Origin of the sequence: Streptomyces sp. SS1-1, from assembly GCF_008973465.1 — a bacterium.
In the GTDB taxonomy this organism is placed as follows: domain Bacteria; phylum Actinomycetota; class Actinomycetes; order Streptomycetales; family Streptomycetaceae; genus Streptomyces.
The window spans coordinates 5,634,187-5,658,346 of sequence record NZ_WBXN01000004.1; the positions used below are offsets into that span (position 1 = coordinate 5,634,187).

The 24,160-nt window shown below is 73.1% G+C and carries 21 protein-coding genes; 7 read left to right on the top strand and 14 right to left on the bottom strand.

Translation table 11 applies throughout. The annotated features are described in order from the left end of the window. Positions 1-14 precede the first annotated feature (14 nt). Entirely contained in the window at positions 15-1,511 is a 1,497-nt protein-coding gene (locus F8R89_RS27155) for an amino acid permease (RefSeq protein WP_151786397.1), read from the top strand. 56 nt (positions 1,512-1,567) lie between these two features. On the opposite strand, the gene F8R89_RS27160 is transcribed toward F8R89_RS27155, so the two are convergent. Both F8R89_RS27160 and F8R89_RS27165 read right to left on the bottom strand, forming a co-directional pair. Then, a complete protein-coding gene (locus F8R89_RS27160; RefSeq protein ID WP_151786398.1) occupies positions 1,568-1,939 on the bottom strand; it encodes an NTP pyrophosphohydrolase in 372 nt (123 codons plus the stop codon). Between the two features lie 29 nt (positions 1,940-1,968). Next, the gene (locus F8R89_RS27165) at positions 1,969-2,859 is read right to left on the bottom strand and encodes an NAD(P)-dependent oxidoreductase (RefSeq protein ID WP_151786399.1); all 891 of its coding nucleotides are present in this window, start codon (positions 2,857-2,859) and stop codon (positions 1,969-1,971) included. 94 nt (positions 2,860-2,953) lie between these two features. Here F8R89_RS27165 and F8R89_RS27170 point away from each other — a divergent pair, with 94 nt between their 5' ends. Then, positions 2,954-3,970, top strand: a complete 1,017-nt coding sequence (locus F8R89_RS27170) for a hypothetical protein (protein WP_151786400.1) — start codon at positions 2,954-2,956, stop codon at positions 3,968-3,970. A gap of 180 nt (positions 3,971-4,150) precedes the next feature. Here F8R89_RS27170 and F8R89_RS27180 read toward each other — a convergent pair whose 3' ends face one another. The 5 genes from F8R89_RS27180 to F8R89_RS27200 form a co-directional block, all read right to left on the bottom strand. Then, a complete protein-coding gene (locus F8R89_RS27180; protein WP_151786402.1) occupies positions 4,151-6,304 on the bottom strand; it encodes a 3-hydroxyacyl-CoA dehydrogenase NAD-binding domain-containing protein in 2,154 nt (717 codons plus the stop codon). Then, on the bottom strand, positions 6,301-7,518 hold the full coding sequence (locus F8R89_RS27185; protein WP_151786403.1) for a thiolase family protein: 1,218 nt from the start codon (positions 7,516-7,518) through the stop codon (positions 6,301-6,303). The genes F8R89_RS27180 and F8R89_RS27185 overlap by 4 nt, the downstream gene beginning before the upstream one ends. A gap of 222 nt (positions 7,519-7,740) precedes the next feature. After that, a complete protein-coding gene (locus F8R89_RS27190; RefSeq protein WP_151786404.1) occupies positions 7,741-9,021 on the bottom strand; it encodes a ribonuclease D in 1,281 nt (426 codons plus the stop codon). A 187-nt stretch (positions 9,022-9,208) separates the two neighbouring features. Then, a complete protein-coding gene (locus tag F8R89_RS27195) occupies positions 9,209-9,871 on the bottom strand; it encodes a response regulator transcription factor (protein WP_055621971.1) in 663 nt (220 codons plus the stop codon). A 229-nt stretch (positions 9,872-10,100) separates the two neighbouring features. Continuing rightward, a complete protein-coding gene (locus tag F8R89_RS27200; protein ID WP_151786405.1) occupies positions 10,101-10,778 on the bottom strand; it encodes a DUF3000 domain-containing protein in 678 nt (225 codons plus the stop codon). 105 nt (positions 10,779-10,883) lie between these two features. Between F8R89_RS27200 and hemE the strand changes: the two genes are divergently transcribed. Beyond that, a complete protein-coding gene (hemE, locus tag F8R89_RS27205) occupies positions 10,884-11,939 on the top strand; it encodes a uroporphyrinogen decarboxylase (protein ID WP_151786406.1) in 1,056 nt (351 codons plus the stop codon). A gap of 271 nt (positions 11,940-12,210) precedes the next feature. After that, the gene (locus tag F8R89_RS27210; protein WP_151786407.1) at positions 12,211-12,996 is read left to right on the top strand and encodes an MHYT domain-containing protein; all 786 of its coding nucleotides are present in this window, start codon (positions 12,211-12,213) and stop codon (positions 12,994-12,996) included. Between the two features lie 12 nt (positions 12,997-13,008). Here the strand turns inward: F8R89_RS27210 and F8R89_RS27215 are convergent, their stop codons facing one another. Further along, complete coding sequence (locus F8R89_RS27215; protein WP_151786408.1) at positions 13,009-13,827, bottom strand: rhomboid family intramembrane serine protease; 819 nt, start codon at positions 13,825-13,827, stop codon at positions 13,009-13,011. A gap of 125 nt (positions 13,828-13,952) precedes the next feature. Between F8R89_RS27215 and F8R89_RS27220 the strand changes: the two genes are divergently transcribed. Beyond that, positions 13,953-14,276, top strand: coding sequence for a hypothetical protein (locus F8R89_RS27220; protein WP_079034189.1), 324 nt, complete (start codon positions 13,953-13,955; stop codon positions 14,274-14,276). A gap of 23 nt (positions 14,277-14,299) precedes the next feature. Here F8R89_RS27220 and F8R89_RS27225 read toward each other — a convergent pair whose 3' ends face one another. Further along, a complete protein-coding gene (locus F8R89_RS27225) occupies positions 14,300-15,697 on the bottom strand; it encodes an FAD-dependent oxidoreductase (protein ID WP_151786409.1) in 1,398 nt (465 codons plus the stop codon). 27 nt (positions 15,698-15,724) lie between these two features. Continuing rightward, positions 15,725-16,741, bottom strand: coding sequence for a DUF4349 domain-containing protein (locus tag F8R89_RS27230; protein WP_151786410.1), 1,017 nt, complete (start codon positions 16,739-16,741; stop codon positions 15,725-15,727). 187 nt (positions 16,742-16,928) lie between these two features. Here F8R89_RS27230 and hemG point away from each other — a divergent pair, with 187 nt between their 5' ends. Both hemG and hemQ read left to right on the top strand, forming a co-directional pair. Then, positions 16,929-18,410 (top strand): protoporphyrinogen oxidase, encoded by a 1,482-nt coding sequence (gene hemG / locus F8R89_RS27235; RefSeq protein WP_151786411.1) that lies wholly within the window; start codon positions 16,929-16,931, stop codon positions 18,408-18,410. 4 nt (positions 18,411-18,414) lie between these two features. Next, positions 18,415-19,146, top strand: coding sequence for a hydrogen peroxide-dependent heme synthase (hemQ, locus tag F8R89_RS27240; RefSeq protein ID WP_151786412.1), 732 nt, complete (start codon positions 18,415-18,417; stop codon positions 19,144-19,146). 73 nt (positions 19,147-19,219) lie between these two features. Here hemQ and F8R89_RS27245 read toward each other — a convergent pair whose 3' ends face one another. The 4 genes from F8R89_RS27245 to F8R89_RS27260 all read right to left on the bottom strand — a co-directional run bounded on the left by F8R89_RS27245 (position 19,220) and on the right by F8R89_RS27260 (position 24,147). Then, complete coding sequence (locus F8R89_RS27245) at positions 19,220-20,863, bottom strand: alpha/beta hydrolase (RefSeq protein WP_151786413.1); 1,644 nt, start codon at positions 20,861-20,863, stop codon at positions 19,220-19,222. Positions 20,864-20,967: 104 nt separating this feature from the next. Continuing rightward, a complete protein-coding gene (locus F8R89_RS27250) occupies positions 20,968-21,783 on the bottom strand; it encodes a TIGR04222 domain-containing membrane protein (RefSeq protein WP_151786414.1) in 816 nt (271 codons plus the stop codon). 102 nt (positions 21,784-21,885) lie between these two features. Continuing rightward, positions 21,886-22,695 (bottom strand): DUF4142 domain-containing protein, encoded by an 810-nt coding sequence (locus F8R89_RS27255; protein WP_151786415.1) that lies wholly within the window; start codon positions 22,693-22,695, stop codon positions 21,886-21,888. Between the two features lie 144 nt (positions 22,696-22,839). Next, on the bottom strand, positions 22,840-24,147 hold the full coding sequence (locus F8R89_RS27260; protein ID WP_151786416.1) for a DUF692 domain-containing protein: 1,308 nt from the start codon (positions 24,145-24,147) through the stop codon (positions 22,840-22,842). Between the last annotated feature and the right edge of the window lie 13 nt (positions 24,148-24,160).

Below are 24,160 nucleotides of genomic sequence, written 5' to 3' on the forward strand. Positions count from 1 at the left end.
TGGGAGGTAAGACCGTGAGCAGCACACTCTTCCGGACGAAGAGAGTCGAGCAGTCCATCCGCGACACCGAGGAACCCGAGCACGCGCTCAAGAAGTCCTTGTCCGCGCTGGACCTGACCGTCTTCGGTGTCGGCGTCATCATCGGTACGGGCATCTTCGTGCTCACCGGCACCGTCGCCAAGGACAACGCCGGACCCGCGGTGGCCCTGGCGTTCGTCGTCGCCGGCATCGTCTGCGCGCTGGCCGCCCTGTGCTACGCCGAGTTCGCGTCCACGCTCCCCGTCGCCGGTTCGGCGTACACCTTCTCGTACGCCTCGCTGGGGGAGTTGCCCGCCTGGATCATCGGCTGGGACCTGGTCCTGGAGTTCGCGCTGGGCACGGCGGTGGTGGCCGTCGGCTGGTCGGGCTACATCCAGTCCCTGATGGACAACGCGGGCTGGGAGATGCCGGCGGCGCTCGCCAGCCGGGAGGGCGCCGACGGCTTCGGCTTCGACATCCTGGCGGCCGCGCTCGTCCTCGTCCTGACCTTCGTCCTCGTCCTCGGCATGAAGCTGTCGGCGCGGATCACGTCCCTGGTCGTGGCCATCAAGCTGGCCGTCGTCCTGACGGTGATCATCGCGGGCGCGTTCCTGATCAACTCCGACAACTACGACCCGTTCATCCCGAAGAGCCAGACCGTGGAGGCCGAGGGCAGTCTCCAGGCACCACTCATCCAGCTCATGTTCGGCTGGGCGCCGTCCAACTTCGGCGTCATGGGCATCTTCACCGCGGCCTCCGTCGTCTTCTTCGCCTTCATCGGCTTCGACGTCGTCGCCACGGCCGCCGAGGAGACCAAGAACCCTCAGCGTGACATGCCGCGCGGCATCCTCGGCTCCCTCGTCATCTGCACCACCCTGTACGTCCTCGTGTCGATCGTCGTCACCGGCATGCAGCACTACACCAAGCTCTCCGTGGACGCGCCGCTCGCCGACGCGTTCAAGGACACCGGGCACCCCTGGTACGCGGGCTTCATCAGCTTCGGCGCCGCGGTCGGCCTGACGACGGTCTGCATGATCCTGCTGCTCGGCCAGACCCGGGTCTTCTTCGCCATGAGCCGCGACGGACTGCTGCCCCGGTTCTTCTCGCACGTCCACCCGCGCTTCAAGACCCCGCACCGCCCGACGATCCTGCTGGGCGTGCTCATCGCGATCCTCGCGGGCTTCACGCCGCTGACGGAACTGGCCGCGCTGGTGAACATCGGCACGCTGTTCGCCTTCGTCGTCGTGGCCATCGGCGTGATCATCCTCCGCAAGACCCGCCCCGACCTGCCCCGGTCCTTCCGCACCCCCTGGGTGCCGGTCCTGCCGATCGTGTCGGTGTGCGCCTCGCTGTGGCTGATGATCAACCTGCCCTCCGAGACCTGGGTCCGGTTCGCCATCTGGATGGTCGTCGGCTTCGCCGTGTACTTCCTCTACGGCCGAACCCACAGCCGTCTCGCCCGCGGCGAGGAGGAACCCGCGGAGGTGAAGTAGCAGGCGGACGTGAAGGAGCGGGCGGTGCCCGCCCGGGGCCGCGTACGGCAGGCCGGTTACGGCAACACCGTACGCGGCCCCGTCACGTCGGCGCCCAACCTCCGCACCCGCTGCCGCAGTTCCCGGTCGGCGGTCACGACCAGCACGGGCCGTCCGGCCACCTGCTCCACCAGCGCGACGATGTGGTCGTCGCCGCTGCCGGGGGCGGACTCCACCCGTACCCCCGGGACGCTCTCCACGCCCCGGGCGGCCCCCTCCACCACCAGCACGATCTCCACCGGCCCGGCGTGCCCCGGCACGCCGTCCGCCGCCAGCCGGTCCCGCAGGCGTTCCGCGGCACCGCGGCGGTCCCGCCACCAGCCGTCGGGCACCGACCCGACGACGTTCGCGGCATCGACGATCACGAGCAGGGGAGCGTCTTCGTCCATGCCGCCCAGGGTCGCACGGCACCCGGCCGCTACTCGCCCTCCTCGCCCGGGAAGCTCGCGAAGTACGCCGCCGCCATGTCCTCGTCCCCGTGCCCCTGCGCCTCCGCCCGGGCGAACCGTTCCGCGCTCGCCGCGGCCACGTCCAGCCGGGCGCCGTGGTGCTCGCCCGCCTCCACGATGAGCCGCGCGTCCTTCGCCGCCGTACGGACCGCGAAGGCGGCCGGGGACAGGTTGCCGTCCAGCACCAGCCCCGCCTTCGCGCGCAGGTACCCCATGTCGAGCGGGCCGCCGTCGATCACCTCGAAGAACCGCTGCGGGTCCACCCCGAGGGCCTCGGCCAGCGCCAGCACCTCCCCGGCGGCGTTCGTCACCGCCAGCACCCAGCTGTTGGCGACCAGCTTCAGCCGGGTCGCGGTGCCCGCCGCGCCGTCCTCCCCGGTCCACACCGTCCTGGACCCCACGGCGTCGAACACGGGCTGCACCACCGGCCGGCTGTCGTTCGGGCCCGCCGCCAGCACGGTGAGCGTGCCCGCCTCGGCGGGCTGCCGGGTGCCGAGCACCGGGGCGTCGTAGAAGACGAGGCCGTGCTCGCGGGCGAAGCCGGCCAGCTCGGCGATCCCCTCCAGACCGGCGGTCGTCGACTGCACCCACACCGCCCCCGTGCGCAGGGCCGGCGCCGCCTCCCGCATGACCTCCAGCGTCGCGGGACCGTCGTACAGCATGGTGAGGACGACATCGGCGTCCTGGACCGCCTCGGCGGGCGTCCCGGTCACCAGGGCCCCGTCGGCGGCCAGCGGCTCGGCCTTGGCCCGGGTACGGTTCCAGACGCGCACGGTGTGCCCGGCCTTGACGAGATTGCGGGCCATGGCGGCCCCCATGATCCCGGTGCCCAGGACGCTCACGGTGAACTTGTCGGTCATGACGTCGACTTCCTGTCTCGGTATTGAGGTGCCGTGATCCAGCTTGCCCGGGGGCGGCGCGTTCCGCCGCGCCGGCCCCGCATAGGGTGAAACGGTGAACGGCGACTGGCTCATCCGCGGCCGTGACGGCCGCCTCGGTGTCTATCTGCCGACCGACGAGGCCGTCCTGTGCCGGGCGGAACTGGGGCCCGGCGGGCCCTGGGGCCCTCCACGCCGGATCGGCGGCGAGCAGGGACTCCACCCAGGACCCGCCCTCGGGCACGGCCCCGACGCCTACACCCATCTGGCCGCCTGGCGTCCCACCAAGCCGGGGGAGTCGGGCCTCGTGCACTCCACGCACTTCAGGGCCCGGCTGGCCGCGCTCGACTGGGTCCCCGTCGGCCACCCGGACGGCAGCGGCGACCGTACGGGCCTGCCCGCCGTCACCGTCGACGCGCAGGGCCGCGCCCATGTGTTCGTCCGCGACAAGGCGGGCGGAGTCGGCATGCGCGCGCAGAAGCAGACGGGCGGCTGGGGCGCCTGGCACGACCTCAAGGGCCGGGACGTCCACGAGCAACTGGCCGCCGTGGTGGGGGAGTCCGGGCTGGTCGAGCTGTACGCGGCGGTCCCCGGGGCCCTGCTGTACTGGCGGCAGGAGGAGCCGGGTGCCGTCCCCGTCCTCCAGGAGGCGCTGGAGACGCCCGTCCGGCCCGGCACCCTGTACGCCCTGGCGACCTCGGCGGAGCGCACCACGCTCTACTACGCCGAGGACTCCGGCGACCTGTGCGCCTGGCGCCCCGGCGCCAGACCGGTCACCGTCCTGCCCTCGGCCGGACCCGGCCCGGTGTCCGCGGTGCGCTGCGCGCTCGACGGCCACGACTGCACGGTCCTGGCCCAGCGCTCGGCGAGCGGCCGCGTCGCCTTCGCCGCGTACCCGACGGAACAGGAGTCCGCGGGGGCCTGGTGGACGGAGTCGGGGCCGCAGCTGCCGGCGGACGCGGTGGTGGCGCTGGCCCTGGACGAGGAGGAGCGGATCGTGGCGGCGACGGTGTCACCGTCGACGGGCCGCCTTCTGCTGACGCGGCGCAAGGACGAGCCGGGGCTGGCCCTGGAGGCGTGGCGGGAGGTCTGAGGCGGCTGCTTCGAGGGCGCCGGTGCCGGCCTTCAGCCCGTCCGGCGTTTGAGGACGAGGCCGTTCAGGCCGACACGGGGGTCTGGGGCGGGCGGAGCCCCCAGAGGCGACGCGCGCAGAAACGCCGGTGCCCTGCACACCTGACAGGCGTGCAGAGCACCGGCGTTCACAGCGAAGCGCCTACGCGGGGACGCTGGCCACGCCCGGCTCCAGGAACCTCTTGCCGTTCACGCGCTCCGAGACGCCCTCGCGGTCCAGGTACGGCGTGATGCCGCCCAGGTGGAAGGGCCAGCCGGCGCCCGTGATCAGGCACAGGTCGATGTCCTGGGCCTCGGCGACGACGCCCTCGTCGAGCATGATGCCGATCTCCTGGGCGACGGCGTCCAGGACGCGGTCGCGGACCTGCTCCTCCGTCAGGACGACATCGCCCTGCTTCAGCAGCGCGGCGACCTCCGGGTCCAGCTCCGGCTTGCCGGAGTCGTAGACGTAGAAGCCGCGCTTGCCCGCCTTGACGACGGCCGCCAGGTTCGGGGAGACCGTGAAGCGGTCGGGGAAGGCCCGGTTGAGGGTCTCCGAGACGTGCAGACCGATCGCGGGACCGACCAGCTCCAGGAGCACCAGCGGGGACATCGGCAGACCGAGCGGCTCGACGGCCTTCTCGGCGACCTCGACCGGCGTGCCCTCGTCGATGACGTTCTGGATCTCGCCCATGAAGCGGGTGAGGATGCGGTTCACGACGAACGCCGGGGCGTCCTTCGTCAGCACCGCGGTCTTCTTCAGCTTCTTGGCGACGGCGAACGCCGTGGCCAGCGAGGCGTCGTCGGTCTTCTCGCCGCGGACGATCTCCAGCAGCGGGAGGACGGCCACCGGGTTGAAGAAGTGGAAGCCGACGACCCGCTCGGGGTGCTTCAGCTTCGAGGCCATCTCCGAGACGGAGAGGGAGGAGGTGTTGGTGGCGAGGATCGCGTGCGCCGGGGCGACCGCCTCGACCTCCGCGAACACCTGCTGCTTGACACCGATCTCCTCGAACACGGCTTCGATGATGAAGTCCGCGTCCGCGAAGCCCTCCGCCTTGTCCAGGACACCCGTCACCAGCGCCTTGAGGCGGTTGGCCTTGTCCTGGTTGATCCGGCCCTTGCCGAGCAGCTTGTCGATCTCGGCGTGGACGTAGCCCACACCCTTGTCGACGCGCTCCTGGTCGATGTCCGTGAGGACGACCGGGACCTCGAGGCGGCGCAGGAACAGCAGCGCGAGCTGGGAGGCCATCAGACCGGCGCCGACGACACCGACCTTGGTGACCGGGCGGGCCAGGTTCTTGTCCGGCGCGCCGGCGGGGCGCTTGCCGCGCTTCTGCACCAGGTTGAAGGCGTAGATGCCGGAGCGCAGCTCGCCGCCCATGATCAGGTCGGCGAGCGCCTGGTCCTCGGCGTCGTAGCCCTTCTGCAGGTCGCCGTCCTTGGCGGCGGCGATGATGTCCAGGGCGCGGTAGGCGGCCGGGGCCGCGCCGTGCACCTTGGAGTCCGCCACGAACCGGCCCTTGGCGACGGCCTGGTCCCAGGCCTCGCCGCGGTCGATCGCCGGACGCTCGACCGTGATCTCGCCCTTGAGGACGGACGCGGTCCAGATCAGCGACTGCTCCAGGAAGTCCGCGCCCTCGAACAGCGCGTCCGCGATGCCGAGTTCGTAGACCTGCTTGCCCTTGAGCTGCCGGTTCTGGTTGAGGCTGTTCTCGATGATCACCGAGACGGCCTTCTCGGCGCCGATCAGGTTCGGCAGCAGGGTGCAGCCGCCCCAGCCGGGCACCAGGCCGAGGAAGACCTCGGGCAGGGAGAACGCGGGCAGCGCCGCGGACACCGTGCGGTAGGTGCAGTGCAGACCGATCTCCACGCCACCGCCCATGGCGGCGCCGTTGTAGTACGCGAAGGTCGGCACGGCCAGCTGCGACAGGCGCTTGAAGACGTCGTGGCCGCCCTTGCCGATGGCCAGCGCGTCCTTGTGCTCCTTCAGCAGCTCGACGCCCTTGAGGTCGGCGCCGACCGCGAAGATGAACGGCTTGCCGGTGACGCCGACGCCGACGATGTCGCCGTCCGCGGCCTCCTTCTCGACCTGGTCGATCGCGGCGTCGATGTTCGCCAGCGACTGCGGGCCGAGCGTGGTCGGCTTGGTGTGGTCGTGGCCGTTGTCCAGGGTGATCAGGGCGAAGCGCCCGCCCGCGGCGGAGCCGCTGTCGGACCCGGTCAGCGGCAGGTCGAAGTGGCGTACGTGCGCCTGGGTGACGACCTCACCCGGGAACAGCTCGGCCGCACCCTTCAAAAGCTCAGCGGTGGTGCTCACTTGTCCCCCTCGAAGTGCGGGTTCTCCCAGATGACCGTCGCGCCCATGCCGAAGCCGACGCACATGGTGGTCAGGCCGTAGCGGACGTGCGGCTGCTCCTCGAACTGGCGGGCCAGCTGCGTCATGAGGCGGACGCCGGAGGAGGCCAGCGGGTGGCCGAACGCGATGGCGCCGCCGTACTGGTTGACGCGGGCGTCGTCGTCGGCGATGCCGTAGTGCTCCAGGAAGGCCAGCACCTGCACGGCGAAGGCCTCGTTGATCTCGAACAGGCCGATGTCGTCGATGGACAGGCCGGCCTGGGCGAGGGCCTTCTCGGTGGCCGGGATCGGGCCGTAGCCCATGACCTCCGGCTCCACACCCGCGAAGGAGTAGGAGACGAGCCGCATCTTCACCGGCAGGTCGTGCTCGCGGGCGAAGTCCTCGGAGGCGATGAGGGACGCGGTGGCGCCGTCGTTCAGACCGGCCGCGTTGCCGGCGGTGACCCGGCCGTGCACGCGGAACGGGGTCTTCAGACCCGCCAGGTTCTCCAGGGTGGTGCCCGGGCGCATCGGCTCGTCGGCGGTGACCAGGCCCCAGCCGGTCTCGCCGGCCTCGGCGTTGGTGCGGCGCACCGAGATCGGCACCAGGTCGGCCTGGATCTTGCCGTCGGCGTACGCCTTGGCGGCCTTCTCCTGGGAGCGCACGGCGTACTCGTCGGCGCGCTGCTTGGTGATGCTCGGGTAGCGGTCGTGCAGGTTCTCGGCGGTCATGCCCATGAACAGGGCGGACTCGTCGACCAGCTTCTCGCTGACGAAGCGCGGGTTGGGGTCGACGCCCTCACCCATGGGGTGGCGGCCCATGTGCTCGACACCACCGGCGATGGCGATGTCGTAGGCACCGAAGGCGACCGAACCGGCGACCGTGGTGACGGCGGTCAGGGCACCGGCGCACATACGGTCGATGGAGTAGCCGGGCACCGACTGCGGCAGGCCCGCGAGGATGCCGGCCGTGCGGCCGATGGTCAGGCCCTGGTCGCCGATCTGCGTGGTCGCGGCGATGGCGACCTCGTCGATCTTCTTCGGGTCGAGACCGGGGTTGCGGCGCAGCAGCTCCCGGATCGCCTTCACGACGAGGTCGTCGGCGCGGGTCTCGTGGTAGATGCCCTTCGGGCCCGCCTTGCCGAACGGGGTGCGGACGCCGTCGACGAAGACGACGTCCCTGACGGTACGAGGCACGATGGCTCTCCTCCAGGGTGCGGGATGGCACTACTGCTGCGCGACGCGCTGAGCGCGCGCTCAGGACTCATGCTACTTATGAGTAACGTAGCTGCACAGTCCTGGCGTGGGGAGCGGCGAAGGTCACACCGCCGACCCGGCCCGCACTCCGGCCGCATCCGTAGATCTTGGCGTGATCTCGCCGTACCTCCCGGCCGCCACGCCTCCCCGAAGGAGCCCGCCTCAGGCCGACAGCGCGGCGACCAGCACCGGCGTGACCAGCTCGACCTGCCAGGGCCTGGCCCCGTGCCCGGACAGCGCCTCCGCCACCGACTCGGCGCTCACCGACTGCGGCGGCTCCCAGCACACGCGCCGCACGGTGTCCGGCGTGATCAGGTTCTCCTGGGGCATGCTCAGTCGCTCGGCCAGCGCCGACACCGCGGCGCGGGCCGTCGCGAGACGGGCGGCGGCCGCCGGGTCCTTGTCCGCCCAGGCGCGCGGCGGCGGGGGCCCGGTCACGGGCTGGCCCGGCGCGGGCAACTGCCCCTCGCTGAGCTCCTTGGCCCGGTCGACCGCGGACTGCCACTGCTCCAGCTGCCGCCGCCCCATCCGGTGCCCGAAGCCGCTCAGCGCGGACAGCGCGTGCACGTTGGCCGGCATGGACAGCGCGGCCTCCACGATCGCCGCGTCCGACAGCACCTTGCCCGGCGACACGTCACGCCGCTGCGCGATCCTGTCCCGGGTCTGCCACAGCTCCCGCACCACGGCCAGCTGCCGGCGCCGGCGCACCTTGTGCATCCCGGACGTCCGCCGCCAGGGGTCCTTGCGCGGCTCGGCGGGCGGCGCCGACGCGATCGCGTCGAACTCCTGCAGCGCCCACTCCAGCTTGCCCTGCCGGTCCAGCTCCTTCTCCAGGGCGTCCCGCAGGTCCACGAGCAGTTCGACGTCGAGCGTCGCGTAGCGCAGCCAGGGCTCGGGCAGCGGGCGGGTGGACCAGTCGACGGCCGAGTGGCCCTTCTCCAGGACGAAGCCGAGCACGCTCTCGACCATGGCGCCCAGGCCCACGCGCGGGAAGCCGGCGAGCCGCCCGGCGAGCTCGGTGTCGAACAGCCGGGTCGGCACCATGCCTATCTCCCGCAGGCACGGCAGGTCCTGGGTGGCCGCGTGCAGCACCCACTCGACGTCCGCGAGGGCCGCGCCGAGACCGGACAGGTCCGGACAGGCGACGGGGTCGATCAGCGCGGTACCCGCGCCCGCGCGGCGCAGCTGCACGAGATAGGCGCGCTGGCCGTAGCGGTAGCCGGACGCGCGCTCGGCGTCGACGGCGACGGGTCCTGAGCCGGCGGCGAAGGCGGCGACCACCTCGGCGAGCGCCGCTTCGTCGGCGATCACGGGCGGAATGCCCTCGCGGGGCTCGAGCAGAGGGATCGGCGCCTTCGCTGCGGAGGCTCCGCCGTCGTCCGGAGGGCCGCCTCCGGTGGTTCGCAGTGGAGTGTCTGCTGCGGTCTCTTGGGCGTCGGTCACCTGTCAAGGGTATCCGTGTGTGGACGGCGCCTGCCGACGGAACGTTCCGTCGGCAGGCGCCGGGGGGTCGTAAACCAGTCAGTCCGCTGGGGGAGCGGGCTCACGACGAGGGTGGGGACGGGCGGAGGGGGGGAAGGGGCCGTTCACCTCGGTGGACGGCGGGCGGGTCGGCCGGACGGGTGAGGGCTCAGTGGATGATGCCGGTCCGCAGGGCCACGGCGACCATGCCGGCGCGGTCACCGGTGCCGAGCTTGCGGGCGATACGGGCGAGGTGGCTCTTGACGGTCAGGGCGGACAGGCCCATCGAGACGCCGATGGCCTTGTTCGACTGGCCCTCCGCCACCAGCCGCAGGACCTCGACCTCACGGCCGGACAGTTCGCGGTAGCCGCCCGGGTGGCTCGGGGCACCCGGGTGGCGGCGGTGCATACGGGCGGCGGCGGAGCCGATGGGGGCGGCACCGGGGCGGGTGGGGAGCCCGACGTTGGTGCGGGTGCCGGTGACGACGTAGCCCTTCACACCGCCCGCGAGGGCGTTGCGTACGGCGCCGATGTCGTCGGCGGCGGAGAGGGCGAGGCCGTTGGGCCAGCCCGCGGCACGGGTCTCGGACAGCAGGGTGAGACCGGAGCCGTCGGGGAGGTGGACGTCGGCGACGCAGATGTCGCGGGGGTTGCCGATGCGGGGACGAGCCTCCGCGACGGACGAGGCTTCGATGACGTCGCGCACACCGAGCGCCCAGAGGTGGCGGGTGACGGTGGAGCGGACGCGGGGGTCGGCCACGACCACCATGGCGGTCGGCTTGTTCGGGCGGTAGGCGACCAGGCTTGCGGGCTGCTCGAGGAGAACGGACACCGGGCCTCCTGGGGTGCGGGGACGGCTTTCAAGGTCACAGTCGTCTTCGGCACCAAACCTCTGGCCCTTTAGGGAAAGATCACGATTTAGTGAGTAACAATTGGGGCAATTCGGACAGGTGGTCGATCGTTCGAGACCGGTATCGGTTCGATCGGCGACGGTTTCCTGACCGAAAGTGGCCGTGTCGACAAAGTGACGAGCAGGGCGGACCTCTCGGTCCGCCCCCGCGTCAGCGTGCCTGCGGGTCGCGGCGCTGCGGCAGCGTCACCACCGAGGCGTCCCCGGGGCCCGCCGGCGGCAGCCCCGCGACCTGTGCGAGCAGATCGCACCACGACGTCAGATGGGACGCGGTGTCCGGGACTCCGCCCAGGCCCTCGCGCGGCGTCCACGAGGCGCGGATCTCGATCTGCGACGCCGCCGGCCGCTCCGACAGCCCCCCGAAGTAGTGAGAGCTCGCCCGGGTCACGGTGCCGCTCGGCTCCCCGTACGACAGCCCGCGTGCCTGGAGCGCGCCGGTCAGCCAGGACCAGCACACCTCGGGCAGCAGCGGATCGGCGGCCATCTCCGGCTCCAGCTCCGCGCGCACCAGCGTCACCAGCCGGAACGTCCCCCGCCAGGCGTCGTGCCCGTCTGGGTCGTGCAGCAGCACGAGCCGGCCGTCGGCCAGGTCCTGGTCGCCGTCGACGACGGTCGCCTCCAGGGCGTACGCGTACGGGGCGAGACGCTGGGGCGCCTTGGTCTGCTCCACCTCGATCTGCGGGCGCAGCCGGCTGCCGCGCAGGGCCTCCACCGCGGCTCGGAAGGCCGGCGGGGCCGTACTCCGCGCATTGCGCTCCGCCTCTCCGCCGCCCTTCGCGTCATCCGCTCCGCCAGTGCCGTCCGACAGTCTTCCCTGAGCCGCAGCCATGCCGGGAAGATTAAGGGGAACCGGGGCCGCGTGCAGGGAGGGACACCCGGACATCACCGCCGCCCCCGGCGTCCCGGCCTCCCCGGCCGTGCGAGACTTGGGCCCGTGAGTGCCAACCAGACGCCGCCTTCCGCCCCGTACGACTCCGCCTTCCTCAAGGCGTGCCGGCGCGAGCCGGTGCCGCACACACCGGTGTGGTTCATGCGGCAGGCCGGGCGCTCACTGCCGGAGTACCGCAAGGTACGCCAGGGCATCGGGATGCTCGACTCCTGCATGCGGCCCGACCTGGTCGCCGAGATCACCCTGCAGCCGGTGCGCCGGCACGGCGTCGACGCGGCGATCTACTTCAGCGACATCGTCGTCCCGCTCAAGGCGATCGGCGTCGACCTCGACATCAAGCCCGGCGTCGGCCCCGTCGTGGAGCAGCCCGTGCGCACCCGCGCCGACCTGGCCCGGCTGCGCGACCTGACCCCCGAGGACGTCTCCTACGTCACCGAGGCCATCGGCCTGCTGACGGCCGAGCTCGGCGCCACCCCGCTCATCGGTTTCGCCGGCGCCCCGTTCACCCTCGCGAGCTACCTCGTCGAGGGCGGTCCGTCCCGCACGTACGAGAACGCCAAGGCGATGATGTACGGCGACCCGGAGCTCTGGGCCGATCTGCTCGACCGGCTCGCGGAGATCACGGCCGCCTTCCTCAAGGTGCAGATCGAGGCCGGCGCCTCCGCCGTGCAGCTCTTCGACTCCTGGGCCGGCGCGCTTGCCCCCGCCGACTACCGGCGCTCGGTGCTGCCCGCCTCCGCGAAGGTCTTCGACGCGGTCGCCGGCTACGGCGTCCCGCGCATCCACTTCGGCGTCGGCACCGGCGAGCTGCTGGGCCTCATGGGCGAGGCCGGCGCGGACGTCGTCGGCGTCGACTGGCGCGTCCCGCTCGACGAGGCCGTCCGCCGGGTCGGCCCCGGCAAGGCGCTGCAGGGCAACCTCGACCCGACCGTGCTGTTCGCCGGGACCGGGGCCGTCGAGACGAAGGCCCGCGAGGTCCTCGACGCCGCCGCCGGTCTGGAGGGCCACGTCTTCAACCTCGGCCACGGCGTGATGCCGTCCACCGACCCGGACGCCCTGACCCGGCTCGTGGAGTACGTCCACACGCAGACGGCCGTCTGACCCGTCCCGCCCCGGGGCCGCGCCCCGCATCCCTCCGTACGCCGCCCGTCGTCCGCATCCCGGACGGCGGGCGGCTTCGCGCTGTCCGAATGCCCCCGTGCTGTCCACATGCTGAAAAAACGGAACCTGATCACCTAGTTGTGGTGATGTGATGATCTCCGTGTGGTTGAATCGTGTTCAATCCCCCCCAGGCGGCGCATCCGGCGCGTACTTCCGCGACCCCGCACGGATGCCACGGCCGCCTGCCGTCCGGTCCTCGAAGGAACACTCCGTGTCAGCCACCGTCTCGAACTTCTACTACGGAGCGACGACTCCCATAGCGGCCTATCTGATGGCCTGTCTGGGAGCGGCGCTCGGGTTGCGATGCACCACCCGCTCGCTGCGCCGGCGCGAGCGCAGGGCGGGCTGGCTCGCCCTCGGCGCCGTCTCCATCGGCTGCGGCATCTGGACCATGCACTTCGTCGGCATGATCGGCTTCAACATCCAGGGCGCGCTGGTCAGCTACGACACCGGCCTGACCCTGGCGAGCCTCGCCGTGGCCATCGTCGTCGTCGCCCTCGGCGTCTTCATCGTCGGCTACCGGGGCGCCGCGCCCGCCAACCTCGCCGTGGCCGGTGTCATCACCGGCCTCGGGGTCGCCGCCATGCACTACCTCGGCATGGCCGCCATGCGGGTCCACGGCACCCTGCGCTACTCCACGCCCATCGTGGTCGTCTCCGTGGTGATCGCCGTGGTCGCCGCCACCGCGGCCCTCTGGGCGGCCGTCAGTGTGCGCAGGCTCTGGGCCAGTCTGGGCGCCAGCCTCGTCATGGGCGTGGCCGTGACCGGCATGCACTACGTCGGCATGGCCGCCGTCTCCGTCGACGTCACCGCCGGGTCGGCGCCGGCCCAGTCGTCCGTGGAACTCCTGTCGTTCCTGCTGCTGATGCTGGCCGGCCCGCTCGTCGCGCTGCTGGCGGCCGCCGTCGTCGTCATGTTCGACCCGGAGATGATGCTGGCCGACGACCGGGCCGACGCTCCCGTGCGCCGCGGCCGCCGGCGCGCCCTGGCCGAGTAGCGGGAGACCCCCTCACCACCCGGGCCGCGCCCGCCTGCCGAACAGCAGGCCGCGCGGCTCCGGGGGAGGGGGAGTCCCCGGGCGCAGCGGCCACGCGATGACCATGCCCGCCAGGAAGCCCACCACATGCGCCGCGTACGCCACCGTGCCCGCGTCCGAGACGCCCTCGCCGTGCGAGTACACCGCCTGGAGCACGAACCAGAAGCCCAGCACCAGCCACGCGGGCAGCCGCAGCGGCAGGAAGACGAGGAACGGCACGAGGACCCACACCCGGGCCCTCGGATACAGCACCAGATAGGCGCCCAGCACCCCCGCGATGGCCCCGGACGCGCCGATCAGCGGTTCCGCCGAGTCGTCGTTGAGCAACGCGAAGCCGTACGAGGCCACATAGCCGCAGACCACATAGAACAGCAGGAACCGCACATGGCCCATGCGGTCCTCGATGTTGTTGCCGAAGATCAGCAGGAACAGCATGTTGCCCAGCAGATGCAGCCAGCCGCCGTGCAGGAACAGCGCGGTGAACACCGACAGCGCCGGGGACTTGTCGTAGCCCGGCGGGCCGATCACACAGCCCGGGCCGTGCGGCCCGACGGCGACCTGGCCCGTGGGGACCATGCCGGGCAGCTGACCGTGGATCAGCTCCCGAGGAACGGCCGCGTACTGCTCCAGGAACGCCTGCAGATGGCACAGCTGCGCCAGGCTGCTCTCCCCGGCCACGGAGCCCGCGCCGCCGGGCATGAAGAGGAAGACCAGGACGTTCGCGATGATCAGCGCGTAGGTCACATAGGGCGTACGGCTCACGGGGTTGACGTCATGGACGGGGATGACCACGACACATATGTGCCCCCGATCGGTCCGTCGAATCGGTGAACACCGGCGTGTCCCGCCGCGTATGTCTCGGCAACCGCCCGCGGCACGGGGAAGGCGGGCCGTGGGGACGACGTGAGGAACAGGCGATGAGCGACCGAGTTACTCCTGCGATACACGCACTGCCCGACGGGGAGGCCGAGATCGCCGTGGTGCTGCGGCTGCCGTGGGAGGACGTGGCCCGCCTCGGCCAGGACGCCGGGCGGCTCGCCACGCAGATGCAGCGGCCGGTGACCCTGGACGAGGCCGTCAGCCACCGGCTGCGGTCCACGCGGCCCGCCGCCGCGCACGCCAAGCCCGCGGGGGAGCAGCCCGCCGCCATGCCGAGCAGCGCGTCCGTGTCCTCGCTGCCCTCGCGCCCGCCCGCCGAGCAGGCGCGGCAGGCCATCGAGAGGATCAACGGCAGCGCGTGAGCGGCCACCGCCCGGCCGCCGGCTCAGAAGACGCCGTGCACCGCCTTGGACGCCTTGCGGGCCGCCACCAGGACCGGGTCCCACACCGGCGAGAACGGCGGCGCGTACCCCAGGTCCAGTGACGTCATCTGCTCCACCGTCATCCCGGCGGTCAGCGCCACCGCCGCGACGTCGACCCGCTTCGCCGCGCCCTCCCGGCCGACGATCTGCACGCCGAGCAGCCGTCCCGTACGCAGCTCGGCAAGCATCTTGACCGTCATCGGGGAGGCGCCCGGGTAGTACCCGGCGCGGCTCGTCGACTCGATGGTGGCGGTGACGTACCGCAGGCCCGCCCTGCGCGCGTCCTTCTCGCGCAGGCCCGTACGCGCGATCTCCAGGTCGCACACCTTGCTGACGGCCGTGCCGACCACCCCGGGGAACGTGGCGTACCCGCCGCCCACGTTGGTGCCGACGACCTGGCCGTGCTTGTTGGCGTGGGTGCCCAGCGGAACGTGGCGCTCCTGGCCGGAGACCAGGTCGAGGACCTCCACGCAGTCGCCGCCCGCGTAGACGTCCGCCTGGCCGCGCACCCGCAGGGACCGGTCGGTGAGGAGTCCGCCGTGCTCGCCCAGCGGCAGCCCAGCCGCGCGCGCCAGGGTGGTCTCCGGGCGGACGCCGATGCCCAGGACGACCACGTCCGCCGGGTACTCGGCGTCCTCGGTGGCCACGGCGCGCACGTGCCCGTCGTCACCGGTGAGGATCTTGGTGACCTCGGCGTCGCTCACCATGGTGATGCCGAGCCCCTCCATGGCCTCGCGCACCAGACGGCCCATGTCGGGGTCCAGCGTCGCCATGGGCTCGCTGCCCCGGTTGACGACCGTCACCTCGTAGCCGCGGTTGATCAGGGCCTCGGCCATCTCCACGCCGATGTACCCCGCGCCGACCACCACCGCGCGCCGGCCCCGCGTGCGCGACAGCGTGTCGATCAGGGCCTGCCCGTCGTCCAGGGTCTGCACCCCGTGCACACCGGGCGCGTCGGCCCCCGGCATGTCGGGCCGGATCGGCCGCGCCCCGGTCGCGATCACGAGCTTGTCGTACGACGTCCAGGACTCCTCCCCCGAGTCGACGTCACGCGCGCGTACCCGCCGCCCGGCCACGTCGATCTCGGTGACCTCGGTCCGCAGCCGCAGATCGATGTCCCGCGCGCGGTGCTCCTCGGCCGTCCGCGCGATCAGCTGCTCGCGTCGCCCGACGTCACCGCCCACCCAGTACGGGATGCCGCAGGCCGAGTAGGAGGTGAAGTGGCCGCGTTCGAAGGCCACGATCTCCAGCTCCCCGGCGTCCCTGAGCCGCCGTGCCTGCGACGCCGCGGACATCCCCGCGGCGTCGCCACCGATCACGACCAGCCGTTCCCGCACACCCCGCTCAGCGCTCATGTCCATGCGAACACGCTACGGGCGTCCGGCATTTCAGGGCCGCTCGCCACCCTGTTCGCCGCCCGAGCGCGTGGCGTCCGGCGCCTGGCGCGCCTCCGGCAGCGGCCCGAGCGTGCCCAGCGGGTCCGGCGCGGCGGACCGGGCGGGCCTGCGGGGCCGCAGGACCTTCACCCACAGCCACACGAGCAGCGCCGCCACCGTCAGGAACGGCAGTACGGCCCCGAACACCACGGCCAGCCAGCGCAGCATCGTCACGAACGCGTCCCAGCCGCCCGCGAGCGCGTCCAGGAAGCCCGGGTCGCCGTCCTCGGGAGCCGCCTTCTTCTTCGCCGGGGTCTCCGACAGGGACAGGGTGATGGTCGCGAGGCTCGTGCGGTCCTTCAGGGACGCCTGCTGGGCGAGCAGCGCCTCCAGGTCGGCCTGCCGGCTGCTCAGCTCGCCCTCCAGCGTCACCACGTCGCTCAGCTTCGTCGCCCGGTCCATCAGCTCCCGGATCCGGGCCACGCTGGCCCGCTGCGAGGTGATGCGGCTCTCCACGTCGACGACCTGGTCGGTGACGTCCTGCGCCTTGGCGCTGCGCTCGACGAGCCGGCCCGTGCCCTCCAGGTCCTTGAGGACCTCGGCGTACTTCCCGACCGGCACCCGCAGCACCACGCGGGTGCGTTCGTGGCCGTCCCCGTCTTGGCGGGTGGCCTCGTCGCCGACGAACCCGCCCGCGTTCTCCACCGCGGTGCGGGCCTCGTCCAGCGCCTCGGGCACGTCCTTCACCCGCACGGTCAGCGAGGCGGTGCGGATGATGTGGGTGGCGGCGGCCTCGGGCGCCGTGGACGGCTGCCTGCGGGCCGCGCCGCCCGTACCGGAGTCGGCGGCGGCACCCGGCGCGGCCCCCCGGGCGTCCGACTTGGCGGCCTCGCCCCCGGCCGCGGAATCGGCCGCGGAATCGGAGGAGGCGCCGTCGCCGGCGCCGCTGCACCCGGTGAGCGCGAGCGCGCCGGCCAGCAGGAGGCCGGCGAGGGCCTGGACGGATCGTGCGGAACGGCGTGCGCGCATGGCGGGTACCCCCGGGGGCTCGTCGTGGACGACTGACGCATCTTCGACGCCCGGCCCCGCCGGAACGTTGGCGGCGGACGGTCCCGATGAGGTCACGGTCGGGACTCGGCACGGGCACACCGGGCCCGGCGGGGATGGGCCGGACGGCCCTGGCGGCGCGGCCGGTGCCGTTTGAGAGAGTGGGATCATGCGCGAGCACACCGAGGAGCACGAGGAGACCCGCACGGGACCCGGCGGCCGGGTCGTCGTCATCGGCGGCGGCATCGCCGGACTGGCGGCCGCCCACCGGCTGCTGGCCGGCGGCAGCGACGTCACCGTCCTGGAGGCGTCGGACCGTGTCGGCGGCAAGCTGCTGCCCGGCGAGATCGCCGGGGTGCGGGTGGACCTCGGAGCCGAGTCGATGCTCGCCCGCCGCCCCGAGGCCGTCGCCCTCGCCCGCGAGGTGGGCCTCGCCGGCCGGCTGCAGCCGCCCGCCACCACGACCGCGTCGATCTGGACGCGCGGCGCCCTGCGCCCCATGCCCAAGGGCCATGTGATGGGCGTCCCCGGCACCGCCGCCGCCCTGTCCGGCCTGCTCTCGCCGGAGGGCCTCGCCCGGATCGAGCGCGACGCCGACCTGCCGCGCACCGAGGTCGGCGACGACGTCGCCGTCGGCGCGTACGTCGCGGAGCGCCTCGGCCGCGAGGTCGTCGACCGCCTCGTCGAACCCCTGCTGGGCGGCGTGTACGCGGGCGACGCCTACCGCATCTCGCTGCGCTCCGCCGTCCCCCAGCTCTACCAGGCCGCCCGCACCCACGACTCGCTCACCGAGGCGGTGCGCGGGATCCAGGCCGCGGCCGCCGCCCGGCAGCAGACCGGCCCGGTGTTCATGGGCGTCGAGGGCGGCGTCGGACAGCTCCCCCTCGCCGTCGCCGCGTCCGTCCGCGCGCGCGGCGGCGAGATCGTCACCGGCGCGCCGGTCACCGAACTGCGCCGCGAGGGGCCCACCGGATGGCGTGTCGTCGCCGGCGACCGGGTGCTGCGCGCCGACGCCGTCGTCGTCGCCGTACCCGCCCCGGCCGCCGCCGCCCTGCTGCGGGCCGAGGCCCCCACGGCCGCCGCCGAGCTCGACACCGTCGAGTACGCCTCGATGGCCCTGGTCACCCTGGCCTACCGGCACTCCGACGCCGCCGCCCTGCCCGACGGCAGCGGCTTCCTCGTGCCGCCCGTCGACGGCCGCACCATCAAGGCGTCGACGTTCGCGTCCCGCAAATGGGGCTGGATCGCCGACGAGGACCCGGACGTGATGGTGCTGCGCACCTCCGTCGGCCGGTACGGCGAGACGGAGATCCTGTCCTGTGACGACGCCGAGCTCGTCGCCGTCTCCCGGCGCGACCTCCGGGAGGCGACCGGCCTGGACGCCACGCCGCTGGAGACCCGCGTCACCCGCTGGACCGGCGGACTGCCCCAGTACCCCGTCGGCCACCACGCGCGCGTGGCCCGCATCCGCGCGCGCGTCGCCGAACTCCCCGGCCTGGCCGTGTGCGGCGCCCCCTACGACGGCGTGGGCATCCCGGCCTGCGTCGCGAGCGCCCACGCGGCGGTCGACCAGCTGGCCGGAGACCTGAGCGGTGTGCAGCAGCTCACCGCCCACCCGGTGCAGAGTCTGCACGGAGGAGCAGGAGAATGAGGACATGAGTGACGACGCCTCCACCCCCGAGACCGGCAGGATCCCGAACAAGGGCAAGCTGGCCAAGGACCTCAACGAGGTCATCCGCTACACCCTCTGGTCGGTCTTCAAGCTGAAGGACGTGCTCCCGGAGGACCGCTCGGGCTACGCCGACGAGGTCCAGGAGCTGTTCGACCAGCTCGCCGCCAAGGACGTGACCATCCGCGGCACCTACGACGTCTCCGGTCTGCGCGCCGACGCCGACGTCATGATCTGGTGGCACGCCGAGACCAGCGACCAGCTCCAGGAGGCGTACAACCTCTTCCGCCGCACCCGGCTGGGCCGCGCCCTGGAGCCCGTCTGGTCGAACATGGCGCTGCACCGCCCCGCCGAGTTCAACCGCTCGCACATCCCGGCGTTCCTCGCCGACGAGACGCCCCGCGACTACGTCAGCGTCTACCCGTTCGTGCGCTCCTACGACTGGTACCTGCTGCCCGACGAGGACCGCCGCCGCATGCTCGCCGACCACGGCAAGATGGCCCGCGGCTACCCCGACGTCCGCGCCAACACGGTCGCCTCGTTCTCCCTCGGCGACTACGAGTGGATCCTCGCCTTCGAGGCCGACGAGCTGTACCGCATCGTCGACCTGATGCGGCACCTGCGCGCCTCGGAGGCGCGGCGGCACGTCCGCGAGGAGGTCCCCTTCTACACCGGCCGCCGCAAGTCGGTGGCGGACCTGGTCGCCGGACTGGCCTGACCCGCGACGCACACACGCGGAGGCCCGGGGTGAACCCCCGGGCCTCCGCGCGTGTGCGGTGCTGCCGTGTCGCTCAGCCGGCGGCCTTCGGCCGCTCACCCGGCTTCGTCGCGGCCGGCCGCTTCGCCGTACGCGCGTCCGCGCGCTGCGGTTCGGGCAGCGGGCGCCCCTCGCAGGACGCCCGGCGCGCCGGGAGCCGCCCTTCCAGCAGATAGGCGTCGACGTGCGCGTTGACGCAGGCGTTGGGCCCGTACGCGATGCCGTGCGTCCCCGCGTTGCGCTCGGTCACCAGCACCGAACCGGCCAGCCGGCGGTGCATCTCCAGCGCCCCGTCGTACGGGGTGGCCGCGTCCCGCTCCGCCGCCAGGATCAGGACCGGCGGCAGCTCGCCCGGCCCGGTCCGCACGTCCACCGGCTGCTGCCGGGGCGCCTTCCAGAACGCGCACGGCAGGTTCATCCACGCGTTGTCCCAGGTCTCGAAGGGCGCCACCCGCGCGAGCCGCGTGTTGTCCCGGTCCCACACCCGCCAGTCCGTCGGCCAGGGCGCGTCGTTGCACTCCACGGCCGTGTAGACGGCGTTCGTGTTCTCCTCCTCGGCCGCGGCCTCCGTCACCGGTGACGCCAGCTCCACCAGCGGCTTGGGGTCGCCCTTCAGATACGCCGACAGCGCCCGCGCCCGCGAGGGCCAGTAGTCGTCGTAGTAACCGGCCTGCAGGAACGCCTCCTGCAACTGGCCCGGACCGACCCGCCCGCCGGCCGGCTTCGCCGCCAGCCGGGCCCGCGCCTTGTCGTAGCCGCGCTGCACGGCCTCCGCGGTGCGGCCGAGTCCGTAGTCGGCGTGGTGCCGGGCCACCCACTCCCGGAAGTCCGCCCAGCGGCTCTCGAACGCCACCGACTGGGCGAGGTTGTTGTGGTACCAGATCTGCGCGGGGTCCGGGTTCACCGCCGAGTCGAACACCATGCGCCGTACGTGCGTGGGGAAGAGGTGCGCGTACAGAGCCCCGAAGTAGGTGCCGTACGAGGCGCCCATGAAGTTCAGCTTCGGCTCGCCCAGCGCGGCGCGCAGGACGTCCAGGTCGCGGGCGTTGTTCAGGGAGTTGTAGTGCCGCAGCGCGCCGCCCGCCCGCCGGGCGCAGCCGTTCGCGTACGCCTTGGCCCGCGCGATCCGCTCCTTCTTGTCCGCCTCGGTCGGGTGGACCGGCGCCAGGGTCGGCGCCTTCAGGTACTGCTTCGGGTCCTGGCAGGACAGTTTCGCGGACGGCCCGACCCCGCGCGGGGCGTAGCCCACCAGGTCGTAGGCGGCCGCCAGGCGCTTCCACGCGGGCAGCACCCCGATCAGCGGGAAGTGCAGTCCCGAGGCGCCCGGACCGCCCGGGTTGTAGACCAGGGCGCCCTTGCGCGGCACCCGGTGCTTGCTGTTGCCCGGGTCCCGGTGGGTGGCGCGCACCCGGCTGACGGTGAGCCGGATCTGCTCGCCGTAGGGGCGCGCGTAGTCGAGGGGGACGGACACCGTCCCGCACTTCACGTTCTCCGGGAGGCCCTGGCTCTTGGGGCAGGCGCCGAAGTCGATGCCGGCGGTCTCGGCGCGCAGGGCGGCGACCGCGGTGCCGTGTCTCTCGCTCCAGCCGGGGGCGGCCCCGGTGGCTCCCGCCGGTGCGGCGGACAGGGTCGTCAGGAGCAGTGCCCCCGCGGCCGAGTAGAGGGCGGCAGCTCGCATCGCGTATCCCTTCGGTGCACGGCAGCAACAGAAGGGATATTTCGTTCGCCGGTTGAGGAAGTAAAGCACCGCCCGCCGGTGTCGGCGTCAATGCCCCCTATGCGTCACGCGATCCCGGACGTGCCGTCGCGGTGCCGGTCGGTCACCGGGGCCGGGTCGCGGTGGGCGAAGGCCGCCCGCAGCTCCGGCTCGCCGACGGCCCGCACCCCGCGCACGGCGACGGCGGTGAGGAAGGTGCGGTCGTCGGCGCCCCGGGAGCGCCGGGCGAGGGAGCTCAGCAGCCGCTGCCCGGCCGGGGAGGCCCACTGGGCGTACGGGGAGATCTCGACGCGGGCGATGGCCAGGCAGCTCACGGTGAGGACCAGGGGGAGCGCGAACCAGAGGGCGACCAGCTGCCCCGGCATGTCCTCGCGGCCGGGCGTCAGCAGCGCTATGGCGCCGAGGAGCGGCACGGTCAGAGCGGCGAACCGCACCTGACGGATCGCCGCCGAGATGTCGCGGCGCGGCCCGTCGGGGACGGCGAGGCCCGCGCCCACCAGCCGGTCGGCGAGGCTGCCGACGGCGTCGGCGGCGGCAGCCAGGTCCCGCACGGGCGCTATCCGCGACTGGCCCTCGGGTCCGATGGCCCCGATCACCGAACGCTCCATGTCGTCGCGGCCGCGCGGATCGACCACGGTCGCCCACCCGGTGTGCGCGAGCAGCAGCCGGCGCTGCCGGGCCATCGAGACGAGGGTCAGGTCGGCGACCCGGCGAGGCCCGCCGGACAGGAACGCGGCCTCGTACAGGGTCAGATCGTGCCGCCGGGCGGCGGGCGCGCCGTTCACGTCCGCGGCCGCGGCGCGTACGGCGGCGAGGCACAGCCGGGTGCAGGCCGTACCGGCGACGGCCCAGGCCAGCAGCAGGAGAAGGACCCAGAACATGCCGTTTTTCTATGCCAGAAGCACGGCGTGGCGCCATGGTTTGTTCACCATCCGGACACGGATGTGCGAGGTTGTGACGTTCCGGATCGGGACGGACGGCGATCAGGAGGTTCCCGAACCGCCCTGCGGCTCCTGGGAGGTGGACGGGCGCGGACTGCTGGCCGCCGGCGGCAGCGCGTACGACGGCGACGGGTCCGGGTTCGCCGGCACCGCCGGGGGCGGGTCGGCGACCGGGCCGGGCGGCGCCGGGGAGGGGACGAGCGGAGGGGTGCTGTCGGCGGCCAGGTCCCGGGCCAGCGCCTCGTAGTCGACCTGGCCGGTGGCCTCCAGGACCGTGATGTGGTCCAGGACGGTCGTGTTGGCGTCGTCGGCCAGCTTGCGGACCAGCGCGTTGCGGGTGCCGGCGCGCACCTCGGCGACGACCGGGAACACCTTGCCGTGCGCCAGCCGCAGGATGTTCGCGAACTTCTGGTCGAAGTCGGCGCCTTCGGCCGCGCTCAGCTCCATCAGCCACCCACGCTGCTGCTCCGTCGGCTCGTCCGGCAGCTGGAGGCTGAGCGCGGCGGCCACCTCGCGCACCCGGTCGTCGAGGAACGTGTGTCCCTCGACGAGGTGCCGCCCGGCGGTCCGTACGGCGTCCGTGGAGCCCTTCTGCTGGGCGAGCCGGCCGGCGGGCAGCTCCCACAGGCCCGCGAGCCGGACCTTCGTGATGAAGTCGCGGTCGAGGGCCGACAGGGGGCCGTAGCCGGTCGTGACGCTCTGGGCGTTGAGCACGGAGAGACCGGTCCCCGACCGGTCGGCGTACGACCAGACCGGGAAGATCATCGCCGCGAGGGTGGCCACCAGGCCCGTGACGATGAGACCGGTGCCGCTGAGGATGCCTTGGCCCTTGAGGGGAGGGCGTGGTCGCATGAGGTGCCTCCTGTCGCGGCACCGCACGTCAGTGCGCTTCGGGGATGGGAGGGGCATATTACTTCGAGCCCACGCCAACGCCCGCCGGCCGTCACGGAATCCGACGTACAGGGAGGAAACGCCCGGACTCGGGCGGTACGGCCGTCAGCGGCGCAGCAGCACCCGGCGCGTGGCCCGCGCCAGCCGGACCGCCGGGCGGCGCGAGCGCGGCCTCGGACCCGACCGCTCCCGCCACCACTCCCGCAGCTCCGCCCGGGCGCCCGTGTCCGCCGGCCGCCCCTCGTCCAGGAGGTGCCCGGCGAAGTCCAGCGCGTCCCGCCGGTAGCCGCCGGTCATCGGGTTGCGCTGCGCGTAGGCGAGGAACGCCGGCCGGTAGCCGTCCCCGAGGATCACCGGCAGCTCGGGCGCCACCTTGGCCACCACGTCCGCCCGCTTCCCGGCGAGCGCCCGCGTCTGCACCCCGAGCCGCACCCGGTCGAAGCCCTCCGGCGCCGGGGTCCCCGCGACGAGGGCGGACAGCAGCGCCGTCTGGGCCAGTGCGAGGCGCTCCCGGACCGGCGCGGGTGCCCCGGCGACCACGGGAGCCCCCGTCCGCGCCGGCTCCACGGGGGCCGCTTCCCGCCGGGACCCGCCGGTCGCCAGCGCCTCCCGGATCGTGTCCAGCTCCCGCTCCAGCTCCGCCGGCGCGGGGAAGTTCTCGTCGCGCTCCAGCAGCACCCCCGGCGGGGACACCCGGGACGCGAGGTCCGTGAGGATGTCGAGGACCGGCCGGGGCACCGGGTGGGCGTGGCTGTCGTGCCACACCCCCTCGCGCTCGAAGCCGCCCGCCACATGTACGTACGCCAGGGCCTCCAGCGGCAGTTCCGCGAGCGCCTTGGCGGGGTCCTCGCCCCGGTTGACGTGGTTGGTGTGCAGGTTGGCCACGTCGATCAGCAGCCGTACGCCCGTGCGGTCGGCCAGTTCGTACAGGAACTGGCCCTCCGTCATCTCCTCGCCCGGCCAGGAGAACAGGGCCGCGATGTTCTCCACGGCGAGCGGCACCGGGAGCGCGTCCTGCGCGATCCGCACGTTCTCGCACAGCACGTCCAGGGCGTCCCGGGTGCGCGGCACCGGCAGGAGGTGCCCCGCCTCCAGACGCGGGGACGCGGTGAGCGCCCCGCCCGCCCGCACGAACGCGATGTGCTCGGTGACCAGCGGCGAGCCCAGTGCCGTCGCACGCTCGGCGAGCGCGGTCAGCCGCCCCTCGTCGGGCCGTTCGGCGCCGCCCAGGCCGAGGGAGACACCGTGCGGGACCACGGTCACCCCGCGCTCCCGCAACCGCAGCAGGGACTCCGGGAGGTGCCCGGGGCAGACGTTCTCGGCGACCGTCTCGACCCAGTCGATGCCCGGCATGCGCTCCACGGCGTCCGCGATCTCCGGACGCCATCCGATCCCGGTCCCCAGCCGCACCATCGTCCCCACCTCC